Consider the following 20,227-nt stretch of genomic DNA (forward strand, 5'->3'; position numbering starts at 1 on the left):
CTCTACTTTGCAGAATCAATTCGTTCGAATATCTTCTCGATTTTTTCCTTTAGAGCAACCGCAGTAAATGGTTTAACCACATAACCATTTACACCTGCTTGCGCTGCGGCAATAATCTGATCGCGTTTCGCCTCAGCTGTTACCATCAACACAGGAATCGTTTTAAGCTTTTCATCTGCCCGAACAGCACGAAGTAACTCAATACCAGTCATACCAGGCATATTCCAATCAGTCACAAGAAAGTCAATTGTGCCAGTTTGCAGAATAGGTAGCGCAGTCGTTCCATCATCTGCTTCGACTGTATTGGTAAACCCTAAATCCCTGAGAAGATTTTTGATGATTCGTCTCATCGTCGAGAAATCATCAACAATCAGGATTTTCATATTTTTATCCAATGCAACCTCCACAACCCTTAGGTAAAGTCATTTCTATTATTCAAAATTAATTCTGCCAGTCACTTAATCGAGAACGAAGCCGAATAGCCGCTTGACTGTGTATCTGACTGACTCTTGATTCACTCACGCCTAGTACAGCGCCTATCTCTTTTAAGTTTAGCTCGTCATTATAGTAAAGAGAAAGCACCAGCTTTTCTCTCTCTGGAAGCTTATCAATTTCTTGAGCTAAATGAGCTTGGAAACCAACTTCTTCAACCATCTGATCTGGCTGACCAGTCTCTCCTTCTACTTTAATATCAAGCTCGTGGCTGCCATGCTCACTTTCTAACATCTCTTCGTAGCTAAACAACTGGGTAGACATCGACGAATGTAGGATTTCATGATACTCGTCAATACTTATACCCATATGAGCCGCAACTTCTATATCTGTTGCTTCACGGCCACTTTCTGCTTCCACTTCTCTGATAGCAGTGGTAACAGCTCTACTGTTTCTTCTCACAGATCGGGGAGCCCAGTCGCTCTTTCGGACTTCATCCATCATAGCACCACGAATTCGGATACCAGCGTAAGTCTCGAATGATGCTCCCTTAGTTGATTCAAATCTTTTGTACGCTTCTATCAGCCCCATCATGCCAGCTTGAATCAAATCATCTATATCAACGCTGCTTGGTAAACGGGCTAATAAATGATAGGCAATTTTTTTCACTAAAAAGTCATATTTCAGCACAATCGCATCTATCGATAACGTCGCCTTTTTTGTGTACATGCTACATCCATCTATGCGTTGCTATACGCTAAAAGAGTTTTATCGTAGGCGGTATATAAGCACCTTGATCCTAAATGTACTATATAGTTAATCTCAACGCTCTGCCAAATAACATAATTTTACTAACTCCCATATTTCAGTGCCCCGTACAACTGGCCAAACTGCTCCGCTGTATACACAGCTCGACTGATTAAGTTATGCGCTCGAGCAGGTTCAATATCATCCGGTATTCTCTGTCCATCAGCAACATACATAACTGGCAAGCCTTCTTCAATAACGACACTAATCGCCTCACCTAATGAAGCAGACTCATCAAGCTTACTTAATACACAACCATCTAGTTGAATTTTTGAATAGACATCTACAACAGTTTTCAGTACTTGTCTTTGGCTAGTGCAAGGCAAAACTAGTAATTTCTTGAGGTAGCCTCGAGCACGCCTCATCATAGCCAGTTGTCTGTCTAAATTACGGTCTCTAGGATTCATTCCTGCCGTATCAACCAATACCAAAGAGTAATCAGCATATTTGTCCAATACTTCATTCAAGTCGGTGAACTCGTTTACAACTTCGACAGGGACGTTAAGAATTCTCCCAAATGTTCTAAGCTGTTCATGGGCCGCAATTCGATACGTGTCTGTGGTAACTAAAACGACACGATCAGAGCCATATTTAAGAACATATTGAGCGGCGATTTTGCCTATTGTCGTCGTCTTACCTACACCGGTCGGCCCCATAAAAGCAATGCAACCTTGAAAAGCGTCTCCACTTGAACGAATCGGAATACTGTCCGCCAGATGTGATAATGCTCTCTTCCAATCCTCTTCTCGTCCTGTCAACGACAGGTCTGAAATTATTTTTTCAATAACGTTGTCAGACAGCCCCAAGGTAGCAAGTTGACGTTGCAACCTATGATCCGGTGACACTCTATTAGGCTCTGAAGAAGCCTTAATTTCTTGAGATTGTTCAAGTAGCCGTCTTACTTGCTCGAGTTCTTTTTCCATCGAGCGAAGCTTCTCTTCATCTGGAGAGGGCCTATCATCCATGCGGCTTTTTATAGATAAATTTTCTTGAATGGGTTGTTCTACGTCTTCACGCGCATATCCATCTTCCATATCTATATATGGGTTTTTCGATACCTGCGTTTTAGGCTCCTCAATGACCTCGTAGGCTTCTCCTTTTTTTGGAGAAGTTCCCATGTTACGAGCCTGCTCTATTCGTTCTTGATAAGAAGCACTCGGTTCTCCGGGGGGGGCATATTTAGCGGAATCTGAAGAATGCTTTGACTTTTGGGGTTGCGTCGGAGTCAAGGAGCCATCGTAGTCAATTGCAATAACTATCTCGACTTCTCCGCTAGGAAGTCTTTTGTTAGACATAATGACAGCATCAGGCCCTACAGCGTCACGAATCTTACGTATCGCCTTTTGCATATCAGGAGCTCGAAACCGCCTATACTGCATTGAATACCAGTCCTTTAAGTCTATTTATGCATACAAATCCATAGCTTACCCGAAAGGTTTTGATAAATATAGCTCGAAAATCAACGACTTTCCTTTTTTACTGACCAATCACAGCTACCACTGTCACGCGCTTATTGTCAGGCACTTCTTGGTAGGATAGAACAGACATACCCACACCACCATAACGCATAAACCGAGCTAACATTGGGCGAATCGGAGCTGAAACAATAAGAATCGGCGCATTCCCCATAGCTTCCTGTTGCTCTGCATGATCACGAAACGATTTTTGCAATTGCTCAGCCATTTGCGGCTCTAGAATTAAAGCTTCTTCATTCTTAATCCCTGACTGCTGACTTTGCTGAACGGTCTGCATCAACATCTTTTCTAACTGAGGATCCAAGGTCATCACAGGCACTTCATCCACTCCTTCAGCTAAAGACTGCATGATCATACGCGCTAATGACGTCCTGACAGCCGTCGTCAATATCATCGGATCTTGAGTTTTAGGTTGAACCCCCATAATCGCTTCAGCAATAGTTCGCATGTCGCGCAGAGGCACATTCTCCTGCAATAAGTTTTGCAGCACTTTCAGAAGAACATTTAGAGGAACCGTATTTGGTACAAGCTCTTCAGCCAACTTCGGATTGTATTGTTTTAATAAGCCAAGTAATTGCTGCACCTCATCATGACCAATGAGTTCATAAGCATGCTTTTGCATCACTTGATTAATATGCGTAGCCACAACAGTACTAACATCCACTACCGTGTAGCCATAAGTCTGCGCTTGATCTCGCTTTTTCTTGTCTATCCAAACTGCATCAAGACCAAATGAAGGGTCTTTACCTGGAATGCCATCAATTTTGCCAAACACCTGTCCAGGATCGATTGCCAGCTCTTTATCTGGGTGTACTTCAGCTTCAGCAAGACTCACTCCCATCAACGTAATCCGATACGCATTTGGCATGAGATCCAAGTTATCCCTTATGTGCACACTTGGCACGAGAAAGCCTAGCTCTTGAGAAAGCTTACGACGCACTCCTTTAATACGCGCCAGCAACTCTCCTCCTTGGCTTTTATCCACCAGTGGAATTAAGCGATAACCAACTTCTAACCCCAACATATCAACTGGGGCCACATCATCCCAACTAAGATCCTTGCTTTCCGCTGGCGGTTGAGCAGCACCCTGCTCACCCTTTTTAGCCCCTTTTGCGGCAGTTTTAGCCTTGGCCTGATTCTTCTTACGATATTCAAGGAAGTATGCCAAACCTGCAATCGCTGCTGCTAAAGAAAGGAACGAGAAGTGCGGCATACCAGGGACGATACCCATAACCGTAAGAATGGCTGCAGCAATATACAAAGCCTTACTAGAGCCAAACATTTGACCGTAAATCTGCTGCCCCATGTCGCCTGACTCATTTACTCGAGTCACCATGATAGCAGCGGCGGTCGACAGCATAAGTGATGGGATTTGAGCAACCAAGCCATCACCAATGGTTAACAATGAGTAAACTTGTACAGCCTCAACAAATGACAAACCATGCTGAGCCATACCAATGGCAAGACCACCAATGATGTTAATACCAAGAATCATAAGCCCGGCAATGGCATCACCTTTCACAAATTTGGATGCACCATCCATAGAGCCGTAGAACTCGGCCTCGGCAGCAATCTCTTCACGTCGTTGCTTAGCTTGGTCCGCATCAATCATCCCAGCATTCAAGTCTGCGTCGATGGCCATTTGTTTACCTGGCATAGCATCCAAAGTAAATCGAGCACTCACTTCAGAGATACGACCCGCACCTTTCGTTACAACGGCGAAGTTGATGATCATTAAGATGGCAAAGACAACAAAACCTACAACATAATCACCACCGATCACCACTTCACCGAAGGCTTGAATCACCTTACCAGCGGCATCACCACCTTCATGGCCATTGAGCAATACAACACGGGTTGAAGCAACGTTGAGCGCCAAACGCATTAAGGTTGAGATCAATAGAATGGTCGGGAATACGGCGAAATCCAACGGGCGCATGGAGTAAACCGCCACCAAAAGAACCACGATGGCCAAGGCAATGTTGAACGTAAACAGGACATCCAGCAAAAAAGCAGGGAGCGGCAACACCATCATGGCCAATAGAGCCAATAAGATAAATGGCACACCTAAATTGCCACTTAGTATTCCTCTGGTTTGACCTAGTATTCTCTGACGATCAAATTCCACTTATACCTCGACACATTCGAGAATCATTCTCCGTTCCATTGAAACTCTTCAGGCACATCAAAAACAGGCATTTGCTCTGGAGGTTTCTGCCCTGTTCGAGCTGAGCGCAACTGATATACATAAGCGAGCAATTGCGCAATTACTTTAAACAAACCTTCAGGGACTTCTTCGCCAATCTCCGTATGTTTGTAAACCGCCCTTGTTAGCGACGGGGATTGTATCACAGGGATATCATAGTAATTGCCAATCTCTCGTATCTTTAGAGCAATGAAGTCACTGCCTTTCGCTACCATAATTGGCGCTTTACCTTTTTCTTGATCGTATTTTAAGGCTACAGAGAAGTGAGTCGGGTTAGTGATAATAACGTCCGCTTGTGGCACATCAGACATCATTCGCCGCATGGCCGCCTGACGTTGTAACTGACGAATACGCCCCTTTACCTGAGGATCACCTTCAGATTGCTTGTATTCATCTTTTACTTCTTGCTTAGTCATCTTTAATTTATCTTTGTGCTGCCATGCTTGAAAAGGCACATCAATCGCAGCAATAATAATCAAAGAAGAGGAAACCAATATAAACGCCCATATAAGGATTTCTAACGTGTGTTTAAGCGCTGTGCCAGTAGTTTCAAACGTTAACCCTGTCAAACTCGGCAAGTAATTCATCAATACAGCGGTTGCAGCAGCTCCGACTAATGCCACCTTCAGAATAGACTTTACCAACTCCACCAAAGACTGCACTGAAAACATTCGCTTCAACCCTGCAATGGGATTCATTTTTGAAAGTTTTGGAGCAACCGCTTGCCAAGAAAAGTTAAAACCGCCTAAAGCGACACTTCCGACAATGCCAGCAATTGAGACAATCGTCATAAATACCGTCAACGAGTCAACCATTGCCATCACCGAGACATATAAATGATGAATCATTAGGGCAACATCAAAAAGGTCTTCACGTGCGATTGAAAAGTTAAATGCATACAGACGCATCAAATCTTCAACGATAAGCATGCCGACCATGTACATCGCAACGGCAGCAACAACAAGTAAAACTGCGCTACTCAAGTCACGGGATCTGGGAACATTACCTTTCTCACGCGCCTCTTGTAGCTTTTTGGAACTGGCGTCTTCGGTTTTTTCTGTGCCGTCTTCGTTCTCAGCCATCCACCCGAATCCCCCATGTATCCTGAAGCCAAGTGGTCATTTCTTGGAAAAATAAGCGATAAATATCCAGAAAGTCTTGTAGCATAATCCAGATAAAAAGGAGCGAAAACATCATTATAATTGGGAAACCTAGAGCAAAAACGTTTAATTGAGCAGAAGCCTTAGCGACCACGCCAAACGATAGGTTCATGATCAAAGTCGCAACCGCCAGCGGCAATACCACCAACAATGCCTTCTCAAATAGCCAACCACCTAACTGCAATATATCCCAATAGCGCTGACTATCAAACCCACTTCCTATTGGCCAATATTCAAAGCTTTCTGCAAGGTACTCAATCATAACCAAATGCCCATTTGTACCAAGAAAGGCAATCCCAGCCATGGTCATATAGTATTGACCGATAGTTGCCACTGAAACTCCATTAGCAGGGTCATTCGACATCGCAAAACCAAGACCCGCTTTCATCGCCGCAAGCTGTCCAGCCAGAGAAAAGATTTGAAACAGCACTGTCACCACAAACCCTAGCACAATACCGATGATCAACTGCTCTGCGATCAGTAGCACAAAAGCCGGCGAAAACGGATCATACTGTGGCATAGGCACTAAAGGAGTGATGATAATGGCAAGCACAAATGCAAACAGCAGTCGCACTCTGGTACTGACCAACTGACTACCAAAAAGCGGTAGGGCCATCAGAAAAGCACCGATTCTAAAGAAAGGAAGTAGGAAGCTTATCGTCAGAGCCATCAGCTCGTCCGTATTAAAAGCCAACATTAACCAATCAACATCGGGATATCGACGAACAGTTGATTAAAGAAGTCCGTCAGAGTTGTAAGAAGCCAAGGACCTAAGTGCATTATGGCAAAGATAGTAACGATTAAACGCGGTAGAAAAGACAGCGTCTGCTCGTTAATTTGCGTGGCGGCTTGAAAGATACTGACAATCAAACCAACCACAAGACTTGGGACCATAACAGCGGACACCATCACAACGATCAAGTAAAAGCCTTGCCCATATAAACCAAGAACTACTTGAGGGTCCATTATTAAATCCCGAAACTAGCAGCTAATGTCCCCATGATCATAGACCAACCGTCCACCATCACAAACAACATTATTTTGAAAGGTAATGAAATGATAATAGGAGAAAGCATCATCATACCCATTGCCATTAAGACACTGGCCACCACCATATCCACAATCAAGAAAGGTATAAACAGCATAAAACCGATTTGAAATGCGGTTTTCAATTCACTGGTAACAAATGCAGGCATTAAAATTGTGAATGGCAACGTTTCCAGTGAATCAATTTGACCTTCTTTTCCAGCCAGCTTTACATATAAAGCCACATCGTCTTCACGAGTCTGAGCCAACATAAACTCTCTAACCGGTTGTGCCGCCGCTTCAACAGCCTGCAGAGAGGTCATTTCATTATTAAGATAAGGCTGTAACGCCAGTTCATTTACCTTATCAAGAGTTGGCGTCATGATAAAAAGTGTTAGAAACAAAGCCATACCAAGCAGAATCTGATTGGAAGGGGATTGCTGCAAACCAATTGCTTGGCGCAGTATCGACAACACGATAATAATACGTGTGAACGATGTCATCATGATGAGTGCCGCTGGAAGCAGCGTCAGCGCCGTCATCATGAAAAGGATCTGTAACGTCACCGTGTATTCCTGACTGCCATCAGGATTTGTTGTCACAGTCACTGCTGGCAAACCTGGCTCAGCACTTACAATGGCTGGCAAGCAACTGAATATCAGAAAAAAGAAAGAAAAAACTAGACGCTTATTTATCATCGGATAACTGTTCACTCATCAATTCTGCGAATTGATCGCCTCGATTATCAAACTCCCTTAAACAAGTAATCGAGTTCGATGTTGCGCCTATCAATAAACGCTTTCCTTGCACTTCAATTAACAACAATCGTTCTTTAGTTCCGATGGATTGAGAAGCAATAACTTGAATTTCGGACTTAGAAAATTTGTGCTGTAGCCCTTGCAGCCTTTTAAGACCAAATATAACCAAGGGAATCAGCACAATCAGAAATGCCAAAGCAAAGAACAAACGCCAGATTGATGAAGCATCTGCCATTTGCAAGCCGCCCTCATAGGGAGATGCGGCACTGTGCAATGAAATAATACTGCCGCTGATCAGGAGAAATAATTGAAGCATCGCTCTCTCTATTTCAAGCGCTTTATACGTTCACTAGGGCTAACCACATCGGTTAAACGGATGCCGTATTTATCGTTTACGACAACCACCTCACCATGAGCGATCAAGGTGCCATTTACAAGCACATCAAGCGGTTCACCAGCAAAACGGTCCAGTTCAACTACGGAGCCCTGTGTCAGCTGCAAAAGGTTACGAATAGCGATTTCTGTATTACCAAGCTCCATGGATAAGGTCACAGGTATATCCATAATCAAGTCCATATCTGAACTCAAAACACCACCTGTAGAGGAGCCCAACTGGTCTAATTCAACAGGCTTAACGTCCTGCTCAGACATAGCAGCCGCCCACTCATCATCCAATCCTTCACCGGACTCTCCAGACTCGCTTTCCCCTGCTTCGGACATAGCCGCAGCCCACTCGTCCGCTAAATCTTCATCCATGCCTTCTGCATCTGGATTTGTTTCTTCTGCCATACTTCTGACCTAACTCTTTGTAGTTTTACAACTTTCTATCATTTCAACTGCATACCGGCCATTGCTGACCCCCAACTTGCCTTTGAATGTTGGCACATTGTTGGCTCTTACTGTTACCAGCTCAGGCATTTCAATAGGTAAAATATCACCAGCCTTGAACTTCATAACATCACCAAGGCGCACTTTCTTGTTCAACACATTGACTTGCAGCTTTACGTCTAGTTCACGAACATCTTGCTCTAGAGATTTCCCCCAACGCTCGTCCTTCTCGTCCACATCACTTTGCACCCCCGCATCGAGCAACTCTCGCACAGGCTCGATCATGGAATATGGCAAGGTAATATGAAGCTCTCCACCACCACCATCTAGTTCAATGTGGAATGTCGACACTACTACAACTTCGCTAGGGCTTACGATATTAGCCATTGCGGGGTTTACTTCAGAGCTGATGTACTCCAGATCGACTTTAAGCACAGGCGCCCAAGCTTCTGTTAAGTCGACGAAAACTTGCTCAAGCATCAACTGCACTATACGAATTTCTGTAGGTGTAAATTCACGTCCCTCAATCTTGGCGTGACGACCGTCACCACCAAAGAAGTTATCCACCAACTTAAATACTAATTTCGCATCCAAAATGAACAAAGCAGTGCTTCGCAAAGGACGAAATTTGACTAAGTTAAGGCTGGTTGGAACATATAGGGTATGAACGTACTCCCCGAATTTCATTATCTGAAGTCCGCCGGAGGAAACATCTGCGGTACGTCGCAGCAAATTAAAGAGACTAATTCGCGTATAACGAGCAAAACGCTCATTAATCATTTCCAACGTGGGCATTCGCCCACGCACAATCCTTTCTTGGCTGGTAATATCATACGAAGAAATGCCACCTGCGTCGGCATTATCGTCCGCATCTGGCTTATCATCGGCCCCATGCAAGAGTGCATCAATTTCGTCCTGAGATAAGAGATCTTGTGCAGCCATATGAACAACCTTTTACTGCATCACAAAGTTAGTAAACAACACATCTTCAATGCCACCTAATCCGGTTTCTTGAGTCAATATATTATTCACCGTCTCAACTGCTGCAAGCTTCAGGGCCTGTTTACCTTCAATCGTCTGCAATTCATCAAAAGATTGGCTTGAGAACAGAAGAACTAGACTATTACGAATCAAAGGCATATGAATTTTCACTGCGTCAATTTGCCCTTGATCACGAGACTTTAGTGTCATATTTAATTGCAAATAACGCTGCTTACCAGACACCATAAAATCAACAACAAATGCTTGGTCTAAATCTAGATAAATGGCAGGACCTTCCGTTTGCACCATTTCTTCAACAGCAACATCTTCACCCTCTGCAGCTTCAGAGTCATCACCGCCCATTAAAAAGAAGAAAGCCGCTGCACCACCACCGCCCAACACCAACAATGCAAGCACAATGATGATGATAAGTTTTTTCTTGCCGCCTTTTTTCCCTTCTTCTGCGCCAACTTCTAATTCATCGTCTGCCATATACAACCCTTGTAAAAACTCACTCAATCATTATATCTACTTCACTATTCTACAAAGATTATAAGGAATCACCATGGTTTTCTATGCGTAATAATCAATACCTTGCTCTGCTGGTGTCACATAAGCCAAATTTTCTAACTCGTCATCCACTCCATCAGCTTCACCAATATTACCCATAGAGTCTCCCCCTCCCTCTTGAGTATTGGAATTATTAGAACCTAAGGACTGATCATTCCCCTGAGACACCTCAACATCAACTGAGTCCAGTTCCAGACCTTGCTGCTGTAACATATCCCTTAGCCTCTGCATCTGCCCTTCTAAAGCATCCTTAGCCTGGGCTGAGCTAGCAACAAAACTGACGTGGGTATTTGAATCTTGATCTACACTTACTTTGACCGTTAAACTACCTAACTCTGGCGGATCCAATTGAATATGAGCAGTTTTAAAACCCTCTTTTGCAACCCAAGAAACCTTAGTAGCCATTTCATTAGGGAAAAACTGGCTATTAGGGAGCGACTGCATGGTAAGCTGTGCCGGCATGGAGTCACTACGAACAGTTCCGTTTGACGCTTGCCCACTTGCCACTGCAGATGTGGCTACACTCTGTTGAGAAGCCCCTAGATTAGTAAAAAGTTGTTCGACAGCCTTCTTATTAGCAACCAACTCTTCACCATTCTTAGAAAACAACTGATCTTGGCTTTTTATCTCGACTAACTCGCCGTCCAACTGTAACGACGCTCCCTCTTCTAATACAAAATCTGATGATACGGATTTTTGGTCAACAGTATTACTTGCTGTGTTTTGACTGGATACGGACATTTGCTCCAAGACCCAGCGTAGGTTGTCTACTTTGGATTTGCTGCCCTCCTGCCCGTCTGAAATAGTGGCTTTGGCAAGCTGAACACTATCAGCAGATTGTTCAGTCAACAATTCTTTATCAACCGCAGCTTGCCCAGATTGACTTGAAAGTGTGACCGCAACATTGGCAACTAACGGCTCGGCCTCTACTTGTCCATCACCTGACGACAACTCAAGAGCTCCCTCTTTCTCTGGCTGAGCTGTCAATATAATTTCATCCGAGGAAACGTCTTGAGAAGGAGAATTGCTCGCTACATTTGCACTTTGAACAACGTTACTCGCTATTACTTCATCTTGAACAACGCTACTCGATATTACTTCATCTTGAACAACGCTACTCGATATTACTTCATCTTGAACAACGCTACTCGATATTACTTCATCTTGAGCCATTATGACTTGTTCGGTCACATCACCAGCAGCTGAAGAGGCATCACTTGTTGACCCTAATACTGATTTATCTTGCCCAGCGTCTTCAGTCTTTACTCCTTTGAGCAAAGAACTTTCTATGCCAGGCTCAACTTCATTGTCAGCACTTTGCTCTGTGACAGCTTGGTTTGAATCAGCTAAGACTTGGTTTTCGTTTAATAAAACATCATCAACCAACAGAGCATTTTGCTCTTCGCTAGAAACTGACTCCTCAGCACTAGAGCTTTCGCTCTTAACTGCAAGCTCTTGCCACTCACTGGGATAGTCCTTGCCATCTAGTAACAAGTGCTGATCACTCTCTGCAATTACCTCTTCCCCTGATTCTTCTATAGGAGGTACTGTTAATTCCCCCTCATCAGAGCTCGCTGTTACCTGCGTTTCTTTTTCAGTCGAAAGGTTATGCGAAGCATTCTTTGGAGAAATGCTTGTCTGATCGGTACTCGCCCCAGAAGAGATAGGCTCCTCATTGGTTGAGGAAGCCTTTTCATTAGTAACACTATTTACTTTTTCCATTACTGAGGTGAAGTGCGTGTCGGTTTGACTATTAAGAGAGGCCGACTTAGCACTCTTTGCTGGCATTGATAAAGTTGTTACTGAAGAATTGGTAATCATAGATAGCCTCCACTAATCAAATTAATGACTGCAAAGAAGAGGCCAAATCTACCAAGAATATTTTACGGATATTTGAGTGCCATTTTCAGACAGAGTCATTTCATCACACATTTGGTGGATTAGACTCAGCCCTCGGTTAAAAGGCCTTGAATGATCAAAGTCAGCAAGGTTCATATTAGAGACATCAAAACCATTACCACTATCCGTCATAGTTAGCATTAAGCAACCATGCTGATCTGATGCTGAAACATTGATATCAATTTTTAACCGCCCTTCTGTTAACTGAAGCAATCTAGACTCTCGGGAGGCATAGTACTCAGCAAATCCTTCAACCGTATTTTTTAAACTTGAGTCTAACTTTAAAATACCGTGCTCCAAAGCATTCGAGTACATCTCGGACAGGATCATAAAGACTTCGCTTGAACGTTTATTTAGCTCAGGGACCGTAGTTAGAATCTGTAGAAGATAGGGCAATGGATCCGTGTTTTTTAAAGAGTCTGCGTTCAATTCATAATTAAGAGCAAAATTAGCAGGGGCCTTTAAACTCACAACCTCAGAAGCAGTTTTGGACTTCACTACACTTTCTTGAGCAAGAGAAAGGTCAATCCCTAAAACAGATATATCATCATGAGGATTATCGATAATCCCTTCGCTCTTCAACATGGATTCTAGCCATATATAAGGATTACCTTGAACCTTCCCAGCATATAACGGGTCTAGAGCGCTGTTATATTGGATTTTTCCATCTGGTGTTCTCGCTTCATAAACACCATCCGTAAATGCTAAGAGGTAATCCCCAGCTTCGTAGGTCAGCAGTTCAATGTTAGCGTCAAATTCTTGCTCATTCAGAATTCCAAGTGGAAGTGAATCTGATTGTATTCTTCTAGGTGACGCGTCAGTACCAGAAAAGTAAAGCAGATCGGGAAGACCCGCATTCCACACAGCAATCGTGCCATTATGAGAATTAATGTCGATAAAAGTCGCAGCACAAAACATATTCGGAGGAAGGACGTTGTGAAGTCTTTTGTTAATTTCGGGAAGAATTTGCCGCATCACAAATCCTTTTTGGGTCCATTCAAAGAAAATATCCGCAAGTGGTAATGCTCCAATTGCAGCAGACAGACCATGCCCAGTAAAATCTCCTAATAAAAGGTGCATCCCCCCGTTAGGCTTGTAAGCAGCCAAAATAACATCACCATTAAAAATATGGCTACCGTGATGAAGCGTACATAATGCAGGGTCAGAGAGACAATTTGAGTGCGTAATTCGCTCATATACGAGCTTCGCAACTTCTTGGTCATGAACCATTTGCTGGTTTAAAAAAGAGAGTTTATCTCGTTGCTCTGACAACATATTTTGCATAACTAAGAGTCGTGCAATGGCATTTAATTTTGCTGATACGAGGGCTGGGCTGTACGGTTTTGAAATAAAATCTGTCGCTCCAACATCAAGGCATTTTTGCAATACCTCAGGATCCGAAACTCCTGAAAGAAATACAATAGGAATAAATTTTTCTTTAGCAATGCATAAAATTTCTAGAGCCGCTTCCCAGCCATCTTTTCGCGGCATCTTAATGTCTAAACATACTAGCTGTATAGTTTCAGGATCAAACTTATCAACTGCATCTTGACCATCTACAGCAGTTTCAACTTCGTGATTCAATTGATTCAACATAGTTTCTAGAAGCATTCGATCCGAAGGGTTATCGTCCGCTACAAGAATTTTAAGGTTCGAATCCTTCATAGTTCTAGCCAAGTCTCATGTGAATGTGAATAACCTTTCAAAACGAGCCATTTTTAAAGCACTACTAACAAAGTCGGAAGCCCCCTTGATTACAACTTTACCGCCATCGCCACCCGCATGATCCCTCAGAAGCAAAAGCATGCCTAATGCCGAACTATCAATATAGCTGACCTCACTCAGATCAATGACAAAAGCAATACCTTTGGGGTGCTGCCCAAAGCAGTCTCTAAATTCCTGTTGGCAAGAGTAGTCAAACCGCCCTTTTATAGTTAAGGTAGCGGTGGCCTTGTTGTCGTCAAACTGACTTATAATCATATAAATTGCCTCACTAATCTTTAAAACTACTTATCAACATTAAGCGGGTCTGATTTTTCCAGTAGCTCCCGGTTAACTGTTTTAGACAGGACATCTAATCGAGTTTGGACATTATTTAAGTGACGCATTAAATCCGATTCGCTACTTTTGATATGCTCTAAACGTAGCTCTTTAGGTAAAGGCTTTGAGTCCACAATCGAAGCTAAAACCGTATCGATATCATGTGTTAGATCTATAACACTGTGTTCAATGACACTAGTACTAGTCGGCTCAGTGTGCGAAATGCTCAGTAAGTTTAATATCGCTTCTTTAGCATCCATTAATCCATGATTAACTGTGGCTACCCATGTGCTCTGAGATGCCTGCCACTCTAGTAACTGCTGCAAATAAGCCTCATACAGCTCAAAACGATACTCGATTTGCTCTCTAACCTTGAGAAATTCAACTTTGCTATGTTTAACTTCTTGGTGGAGTTGATCTCGATAACTTAATGATGCTGTAACCTCAAACTCAACATGTTTTAGCTTATCATCCATCCAATCAGACAACTGTTGCAGTTTAGTAATCTTGCTATATTCTTTGTCACTAACTTTTACGAACTGATTGCTATGGTTAATAAATTCTAAGATTTGTTGGCGTATAGACTCTAGTTTATTAGAAAAGCTAAAATAGGGTGATCGATTATCCAAAATGCGGATAGGAGCATCCCAAACGTCTTGGAGCATTAAGTTCAATGAGGCTTCTAGTACTCTAAGCTCAGCATTGGATGTAAAAGGAGAGAACTCAATTAGATGCCCATTATCATGGTCAAGACTAATTTCAACAGTCCGAACTTGAAATGCTTGTCCAGCCAGCATCAGTGGCGCATCATAGCACTTACTAAGCACCTCCTTTGACAATACCTCCCCATCCAATTTTGAAATGAGAAGGTCTAGGCCAAGTAGTTCTGATATAGACTCTGTCTCTATATCCCACAACTTACGAAAGCCTTCACTTACCATTAGAATCTCTCGATCAGAATTTATGACTAACTTTGGGGTAAGCGATAGAGAAGAAGCCTCTTTATGCAAACGCACAAGATCATTTAAATTCTGTACTTGTGCTTCATAAACGTGAAGGTGACTATTGAGGTAGCGAGAAAACTCCCCAAATTCATCGTTTCGCACTGTTGAGAGGGTAAGAAAACCACCTGCTTGAGCACGATCAACTTGGGCGTGAAAAAACTGAATTGCTGTTTTTCGATCTAAATAGACTCTTCTCCACCCCCAAATCAAATAGAAAAGAATTAATGACCATGCCGATAAAAGGCCAATCATCTGCAGGTCAGAGAGTAAGCCACCGCGAGTAAGACCAGCCTTTGTTGCCAACGCAATTTGCGTTATTTGTTTTAAGCGATTTTCAGCCAAATCAATCTGCTCTTCCAAAGAAAACTTTGACATAGTGATCGGCGCAGAAGGTAGACCAACAACATCAGGTAATTGCTCAATAAACTGCTGTGCTATGGCAGATTCTTGATTAAGTAAGTTTACAACTTCACTAACCGAATCATTTGGCTTTACTTTTAACCTTTGCCAATCAACTCTTAATTGAGAACTTGAAAGAACAATTTCATTGAGCTCATTTATCTTAACTAGCACCTTTTCATGCTGTTGATTAAAAAAATAATACGAGCCAAACAAAAGGCTAAAAAATAGTAATGTAAATACTATGGCATACTGAACAATCCAATCAGAAAACCGAATTCTTCGCCGATCAAATGCATTAAAAACTGAGTGATTTGTTTGCATCCTATTCCATCACCTTTAATAACTGCTCTTGAAGCAAATAAGTATGTTTTTGATCCAGCAAAAACCATCCACTGCTGGATATCCTTATCTGTTTATCGCGACCATCTTGCCGCAATGAAAACCTAGTATCATCTGCGTAATCATTCGACTTAACCTTATCAATACGGTAGCGCCCTCGAAATGCCAAATACACTCCTCTTGAGCAGACAATGATGACCATATCATCAAGGTGACAAAAACAGCTTTCAGGTTCAATTAAAGGCACAACATTTCCAGCGTAATACATCAAACAAGACATTAATCTTGTGATGGATTGATAAGGCACAATACCAATAACCATATCCGAATAGAGATCAATGCCTCCTTCTGGTTTTAATTCGAAAGAAATGGCTTTTCGAACCTGAGAGTAAAGTCGACGCGGTTCGTACAAGTGTCGCTGCAAGATACTAGGGGCAACCTCATTATTTGGTAAAGTGGGCTCTAAAATAAACCCCTCTCTTATCCGCCAAACATTCTGAATTTTAGTAGGTAGACAAGTACACCTTTGGGCGACACCGTAATCACGCTCAACCGTATCAAACAGTATTCGTAAACACTCCCCTCCCTGCTTTACTTGAACAGACTGTTTGTCGCCACCATCATCAACAAACTGCCATTCTCCCTTATCATAGACCCAACCTGAATTATCACTTGAAGCTAAATCACTCAAACCATGAATCACCCTGAAAGCAGGAAGAACAAATGCCTCTCCACCAGAAACAAAACAATAAATAGCGATAACCGATTCTGATAAAGGCATCGCCTTTTTTTCATGTTGATGCTCTTGTGCATATAGAATATGTCCACAGTAGAGATCGAAGCTCGAGATTCGCATATCATTTTCACAAGGAAGTAAAACACGGAGACCCGTTTTTGACGTCTGCTCTAATACTCCATCCAGTGAACAAGAGAATTGTGAATTTACTTGCTCTTGTAAAGATTGATAGAAACGCAAGAAAGATGAGCTAGAACGCCAAACCTCCCTCTCTGAAGCCAACAAATGCAACCAATCGACCCAGTAATTTTCAGCAGTGGTAGGTAAAACAAGAGATGTGCCATTGGTAGGCTCTACCTTATCCCAGAGCCAATTTTCTGCCCTGGAGCGCAATACTGCTAGGGACATATCTGTCGTTAAGGTGATACGTAAATATAGCTTACCTTGATAAAAATTTGGGGGAAGGTTATTGCCTGCTTGATCAATTGACCAATAGCCTAAATCAGAAAGTTGACTAAGAGCATGCATCCCCTCCTCCAGATCCCCCTCATATGAGCCGATGAACGCTTGCAGCGACTGCTTTGGCGATTGCTCTAATTCAAATATGTTATCGTGCAGGCTTGTCAGTAAAGCAATATCTATTTCTTCTTGAAACTTATCATGTTTTACCCACTGAGAACGCAATTCTGTCAACCAAGCCATGAGTAATTGGCATTGCAAATCATTCAAAAAACGCCCTTGCTCTAATTTGCTGTGAACAAGGGCCTTTATCTCAGCAAAGAATCGAGCAAGATCAGCAGGAATTGAGAAGTCGATTAGATATGTAAAGAGCTTCTCTAGCTCATGATGAGACTTTAATGGATGCAGATATACATCCATTAAAATCATCTCTAAATCAAAGATAATTTTACTCGCTGAAGATGCTTTACTTTGAACAATTGATGACATCAAGAGCGCATCCGTTCAAAAAAAGCTCGATTAGCGAATTCATCAATTTGCTTCTGCTCTTGTTTACTTTCGATATTAAGCTCTTCACGAACACTTTTATCTTTCAGCCAATCCATCCCTTTAGTTTTGGCTCGAGCATTATGCCAACGCTTCATAGACATAGAGACTTGCTGCTGGGAACGCTTGACTTGTTGATCCTGTTGCTGAATAGCTTGCTGTAACCGGCTAACAAAATGCTGGTAGTTGGTCGTTAGATAAGGGGAGAGACCGAGCAAATTACGCTCTTGATCATATTGGGCTGCATAATCCTTAAGTTCCTGAAGCTTTTGTTGGTCATGCTGTAAACGAGCTTGATCCTTCGCCAATGCCTTGGCAACTTCATCTTCTTTGCGTTGGGAAAGATTAACCAATACTTGCATGCGCTCAGATTTTTTCATGCGAATCCCTCAGAGTTCACTTGATATTAGCGGCTTAACAATAGGCCGTCTACTTTGCCGGCACTGAAGTCATTGCCTTTACTAGCGCCTCAAGACTTTGATCAAGGGTAAAACTTTCTGTTAAGGACTGACGCAAAAAATCATTGATTGCAGGAATCAGCGCAATGGCTTGATCTAATTCTGGATCAGTGCCTTTTGTATAGGCTCCCACCGCAATCAAATCTCTATTCTGCTGGTAACGAGAATAAAGCTGCTTAACACGCATCGCCCCCTGTAAATGCGGCTCCGTTACTATGTGTGGCATAGCCCTAGAAATAGAGGCTTCCACATCAATCGCAGGATAATGCCCCTCTTCGGCTAATCGTCTCGAGAGAACAATATGGCCATCAAGGATGGCACGAGAAGCGTCCGCAATAGGGTCTTGCTGATCATCGCCTTCCGTCAACACTGTATAAAACGCTGTCACAGAGCCGCCTCCTTCCTTGCCATTCCCAGCTCGCTCTACAAGCCAAGGTAACTTAGAAAACACTGAAGGCGGATAACCTTTGGTTGCAGGCGGCTCTCCCACTGACAACGCTATCTCACGTTGTGCTTGAGCATATCGCGTTAGAGAATCCATTAGCAGCAACACGTTCTTACCTTGATCGCGATAGTATTCCGCAATTCGCGACGTTAATACCGCGGCACGCAGACGCATTAACGCTGAGTCATCAGCCGGTGACGCAATAACTACCGAGCGAGCTAGACCTTCTTCGCCTAAAATTTGCTCAATAAACTCTTTTACCTCTCGTCCCCGCTCACCGATCAGGCCGACAATAGTAATGTCTGCTTCAGTAAAGCGGGTCATCATCCCCAGCAGCATACTCTTACCGACACCACTACCAGCAAACAAGCCTAGTCGCTGTCCTTTACCGACGGTTAATAAAGCATTAATAGCCTTAATACCAACGTCCAATGTTTCACTGATTGGTTTGCGCTGCAGAGGGTTAATAATATCCCCCTGAAGGCTGACGGATTCCTCTGCTTTAATTGGCCCTTTACCATCAAGCGGTCTGCCCAAGCCATTTACAACACGACCTAGTAAACCTGGACCAACTGGCATTTGACTGTCTTCTTTGAGTGGGCGGACTCGTGCGCCAGGTGAAATACCATCAATGGCTTCGGTTGGCATTAGATAAGTTAAATCGCCTGTAAAACCAACTACTTCGGACTCTACCCAACGGTTTTTGCCCACCTGCACCGCACAACGGTCTCCTAGCGCTGCCACACAACCTACAGCCTCCATCGTTAGACCCACCATACGCGTCACCTTACCCTCAATATTTATAGAGTATTGCGGCAAAGGCTGACTTTGAAGGCGGCTCAGACGATCTAAAAGAGTTGACATAACAGCACTTTATTAGGAAGGATCTAGTGATTTAAGCACATCACTCAAGCGTGACTCAATGGTGCCATCAACATAAAATGCGTGGGAATCTAAGATAAAGCCACCCTCTATAAGAGAAGGGTCGGGCTTTATTTTTAAGGTTAATCTCTGATCTAGCGCAAGCGCTTGTGCTGCTTCAACGCTGTCGGGATGCACTTTCAATACTGCTCTACCCTCTTGTTCACCAAGGGTATTTAATACTTTCTCAAGCTCACTTGTCAGCAAAGCATCACTGGATTCGCTAAGCTCTCGCTTAATAACATGTTCAACAATGCGTTTCGTGGCGGACTGTAGCAAATGCTCAAGTTGATCTCTTGAACTCTCTAGGGGATGCTCAAATTCATTTAGAGCACTGGTAAGGAGTTGTTCTATATCACCCAATCGAGACTCAGCTAACGCGATGCCTTCTTGTAAGGCCTTCTCTGTTCCTTCTACAACACCCTGTTCTAGTCCTTGTTGAAAACCTTCTTCATGGCCTTTAAGAGAACCCTCTTCGTGCCCGGCTTTTAGGCCTTCTTCATGCCCTTGAGCAAAGCCCTCTTCATAGGCGGCTGAGCGTATCTCTTCTAGCTGCTGCGCAGTTAAAGGCTCATAGACCAATGAGTCTTCATCGATTTCCTCACTGACTTCAACCGCATCTTCTGTTTTAACCGCAAGCGCCTGAGAACTTCGCTTTGCATTTGTAGCAGATTCTAAATGGGGCAACTCCCAACGCTCATAAGCGGTAAGCTTTTTCTCATTATCAGACATTTA

Annotated in this window: 20 protein-coding genes; all 20 read right to left on the reverse strand. The window is 43.1% G+C overall.

Annotated features, from left to right (window positions below; genetic code table 11):
- Positions 1-2: 2 nt before the first annotated feature.
- The 20 genes from ACXAC1_RS02885 to ACXAC1_RS02980 all read right to left on the reverse strand — a co-directional run bounded on the left by ACXAC1_RS02885 (position 3) and on the right by ACXAC1_RS02980 (position 20,224).
- The gene (locus tag ACXAC1_RS02885) at positions 3-383 is read right to left on the reverse strand and encodes a chemotaxis response regulator CheY (protein ID WP_425324508.1); all 381 of its coding nucleotides are present in this window, start codon (positions 381-383) and stop codon (positions 3-5) included.
- A 58-nt stretch (positions 384-441) separates the two neighbouring features.
- Positions 442-1,161: an RNA polymerase sigma factor FliA gene (locus tag ACXAC1_RS02890; protein WP_475058543.1), complete on the reverse strand. Its 720-nt coding sequence runs from the start codon at positions 1,159-1,161 to the stop codon at positions 442-444.
- Between the two features lie 122 nt (positions 1,162-1,283).
- Positions 1,284-2,588, reverse strand: coding sequence for a flagellar biosynthesis protein FlhF (flhF, locus tag ACXAC1_RS02895; RefSeq protein ID WP_475058546.1), 1,305 nt, complete (start codon positions 2,586-2,588; stop codon positions 1,284-1,286).
- A gap of 127 nt (positions 2,589-2,715) precedes the next feature.
- Positions 2,716-4,842 (reverse strand): flagellar biosynthesis protein FlhA, encoded by a 2,127-nt coding sequence (flhA, locus tag ACXAC1_RS02900; RefSeq protein ID WP_475058549.1) that lies wholly within the window; start codon positions 4,840-4,842, stop codon positions 2,716-2,718.
- A gap of 23 nt (positions 4,843-4,865) precedes the next feature.
- On the reverse strand, positions 4,866-6,002 hold the full coding sequence (flhB, locus tag ACXAC1_RS02905) for a flagellar biosynthesis protein FlhB (RefSeq protein WP_475058551.1): 1,137 nt from the start codon (positions 6,000-6,002) through the stop codon (positions 4,866-4,868).
- Positions 5,995-6,750 carry a flagellar biosynthetic protein FliR gene (gene fliR, locus ACXAC1_RS02910; RefSeq protein WP_475058553.1) on the reverse strand — a complete coding sequence of 252 codons (756 nt, stop codon included), beginning with the start codon at positions 6,748-6,750 and terminating at the stop codon, positions 5,995-5,997. The genes flhB and fliR overlap by 8 nt, the downstream gene beginning before the upstream one ends.
- 26 nt (positions 6,751-6,776) lie before the next feature.
- The gene (gene fliQ, locus ACXAC1_RS02915; RefSeq protein ID WP_133562604.1) at positions 6,777-7,046 is read right to left on the reverse strand and encodes a flagellar biosynthesis protein FliQ; all 270 of its coding nucleotides are present in this window, start codon (positions 7,044-7,046) and stop codon (positions 6,777-6,779) included.
- A gap of 2 nt (positions 7,047-7,048) precedes the next feature.
- Positions 7,049-7,804, reverse strand: a complete 756-nt coding sequence (gene fliP, locus ACXAC1_RS02920; protein ID WP_475058555.1) for a flagellar type III secretion system pore protein FliP — start codon at positions 7,802-7,804, stop codon at positions 7,049-7,051.
- Positions 7,794-8,180 carry a flagellar biosynthetic protein FliO gene (gene fliO / locus ACXAC1_RS02925; protein ID WP_133562602.1) on the reverse strand — a complete coding sequence of 129 codons (387 nt, stop codon included), beginning with the start codon at positions 8,178-8,180 and terminating at the stop codon, positions 7,794-7,796. The genes fliP and fliO overlap by 11 nt, the downstream gene beginning before the upstream one ends.
- Before the next feature lie 8 nt (positions 8,181-8,188).
- Positions 8,189-8,653 (reverse strand): flagellar motor switch protein FliN, encoded by a 465-nt coding sequence (gene fliN, locus ACXAC1_RS02930; protein ID WP_133562600.1) that lies wholly within the window; start codon positions 8,651-8,653, stop codon positions 8,189-8,191.
- 9 nt (positions 8,654-8,662) lie between these two features.
- The gene (gene fliM, locus ACXAC1_RS02935) at positions 8,663-9,634 is read right to left on the reverse strand and encodes a flagellar motor switch protein FliM (RefSeq protein WP_133562598.1); all 972 of its coding nucleotides are present in this window, start codon (positions 9,632-9,634) and stop codon (positions 8,663-8,665) included.
- 12 nt (positions 9,635-9,646) lie between these two features.
- Positions 9,647-10,165, reverse strand: a complete 519-nt coding sequence (locus tag ACXAC1_RS02940; protein WP_475058557.1) for a flagellar basal body-associated FliL family protein — start codon at positions 10,163-10,165, stop codon at positions 9,647-9,649.
- An 81-nt stretch (positions 10,166-10,246) separates the two neighbouring features.
- Positions 10,247-12,064 (reverse strand): flagellar hook-length control protein FliK, encoded by a 1,818-nt coding sequence (locus ACXAC1_RS02945; protein ID WP_475058559.1) that lies wholly within the window; start codon positions 12,062-12,064, stop codon positions 10,247-10,249.
- Positions 12,065-12,112: 48 nt separating this feature from the next.
- Entirely contained in the window at positions 12,113-13,807 is a 1,695-nt protein-coding gene (locus ACXAC1_RS02950) for a SpoIIE family protein phosphatase (RefSeq protein WP_475058561.1), read from the reverse strand.
- A 15-nt stretch (positions 13,808-13,822) separates the two neighbouring features.
- Positions 13,823-14,122, reverse strand: a complete 300-nt coding sequence (locus tag ACXAC1_RS02955) for an STAS domain-containing protein (RefSeq protein WP_475058563.1) — start codon at positions 14,120-14,122, stop codon at positions 13,823-13,825.
- Positions 14,123-14,148: 26 nt separating this feature from the next.
- Entirely contained in the window at positions 14,149-15,759 is a 1,611-nt protein-coding gene (locus ACXAC1_RS02960) for a hypothetical protein (RefSeq protein ID WP_475058565.1), read from the reverse strand.
- A gap of 151 nt (positions 15,760-15,910) precedes the next feature.
- Positions 15,911-17,611 (reverse strand): hypothetical protein, encoded by a 1,701-nt coding sequence (locus ACXAC1_RS02965; protein ID WP_475058568.1) that lies wholly within the window; start codon positions 17,609-17,611, stop codon positions 15,911-15,913.
- A complete protein-coding gene (gene fliJ, locus ACXAC1_RS02970; RefSeq protein ID WP_475058570.1) occupies positions 17,611-18,048 on the reverse strand; it encodes a flagellar export protein FliJ in 438 nt (145 codons plus the stop codon). The genes ACXAC1_RS02965 and fliJ overlap by 1 nt, the downstream gene beginning before the upstream one ends.
- A gap of 49 nt (positions 18,049-18,097) precedes the next feature.
- A complete protein-coding gene (gene fliI / locus ACXAC1_RS02975; RefSeq protein ID WP_475058572.1) occupies positions 18,098-19,435 on the reverse strand; it encodes a flagellar protein export ATPase FliI in 1,338 nt (445 codons plus the stop codon).
- Between the two features lie 12 nt (positions 19,436-19,447).
- Entirely contained in the window at positions 19,448-20,224 is a 777-nt protein-coding gene (locus ACXAC1_RS02980; protein ID WP_475058574.1) for a FliH/SctL family protein, read from the reverse strand.
- Positions 20,225-20,227: the final 3 nt, after the last annotated feature.

Source organism: Marinomonas sp. AWM4_232 (assembly GCF_056158325.1).

Excerpts from the sequence above, each read along its gene's own strand:
- ACXAC1_RS02955 (WP_475058563.1), bottom strand. The coding sequence starts at position 14,122 with ATGATTATAAGTCAGTTTGACGACAACAAGGCCACCGCTACCTTAACT.
- fliR (WP_475058553.1), bottom strand. The coding sequence starts at position 6,750 with ATGGCTCTGACGATAAGCTTCCTACTTCCTTTCTTTAGAATCGGTGCT.
- ACXAC1_RS02950 (WP_475058561.1), bottom strand. The coding sequence starts at position 13,807 with ATGAAGGATTCGAACCTTAAAATTCTTGTAGCGGACGATAACCCTTCG.
- ACXAC1_RS02940 (WP_475058557.1), bottom strand. The coding sequence starts at position 10,165 with ATGGCAGACGATGAATTAGAAGTTGGCGCAGAAGAAGGGAAAAAAGGC.
- fliN (WP_133562600.1), bottom strand. The coding sequence starts at position 8,653 with ATGGCAGAAGAAACAAATCCAGATGCAGAAGGCATGGATGAAGATTTA.
- fliM (WP_133562598.1), bottom strand. The coding sequence starts at position 9,634 with ATGGCTGCACAAGATCTCTTATCTCAGGACGAAATTGATGCACTCTTG.
- fliP (WP_475058555.1), bottom strand. The coding sequence starts at position 7,804 with ATGATAAATAAGCGTCTAGTTTTTTCTTTCTTTTTTCTGATATTCAGT.
- ACXAC1_RS02890 (WP_475058543.1), bottom strand. The coding sequence starts at position 1,161 with ATGTACACAAAAAAGGCGACGTTATCGATAGATGCGATTGTGCTGAAA.
- flhB (WP_475058551.1), bottom strand. The coding sequence starts at position 6,002 with ATGGCTGAGAACGAAGACGGCACAGAAAAAACCGAAGACGCCAGTTCC.
- fliJ (WP_475058570.1), bottom strand. The coding sequence starts at position 18,048 with ATGAAAAAATCTGAGCGCATGCAAGTATTGGTTAATCTTTCCCAACGC.
- ACXAC1_RS02965 (WP_475058568.1), bottom strand. The coding sequence starts at position 17,611 with ATGTCATCAATTGTTCAAAGTAAAGCATCTTCAGCGAGTAAAATTATC.
- ACXAC1_RS02885 (WP_425324508.1), bottom strand. The coding sequence starts at position 383 with ATGAAAATCCTGATTGTTGATGATTTCTCGACGATGAGACGAATCATC.
- fliI (WP_475058572.1), bottom strand. The coding sequence starts at position 19,435 with ATGTCAACTCTTTTAGATCGTCTGAGCCGCCTTCAAAGTCAGCCTTTG.
- flhF (WP_475058546.1), bottom strand. The coding sequence starts at position 2,588 with ATGCAAAAGGCGATACGTAAGATTCGTGACGCTGTAGGGCCTGATGCT.
- fliQ (WP_133562604.1), bottom strand. The coding sequence starts at position 7,046 with ATGGACCCTCAAGTAGTTCTTGGTTTATATGGGCAAGGCTTTTACTTG.
- fliO (WP_133562602.1), bottom strand. The coding sequence starts at position 8,180 with ATGCTTCAATTATTTCTCCTGATCAGCGGCAGTATTATTTCATTGCAC.
- ACXAC1_RS02980 (WP_475058574.1), bottom strand. The coding sequence starts at position 20,224 with ATGTCTGATAATGAGAAAAAGCTTACCGCTTATGAGCGTTGGGAGTTG.
- ACXAC1_RS02945 (WP_475058559.1), bottom strand. The coding sequence starts at position 12,064 with ATGATTACCAATTCTTCAGTAACAACTTTATCAATGCCAGCAAAGAGT.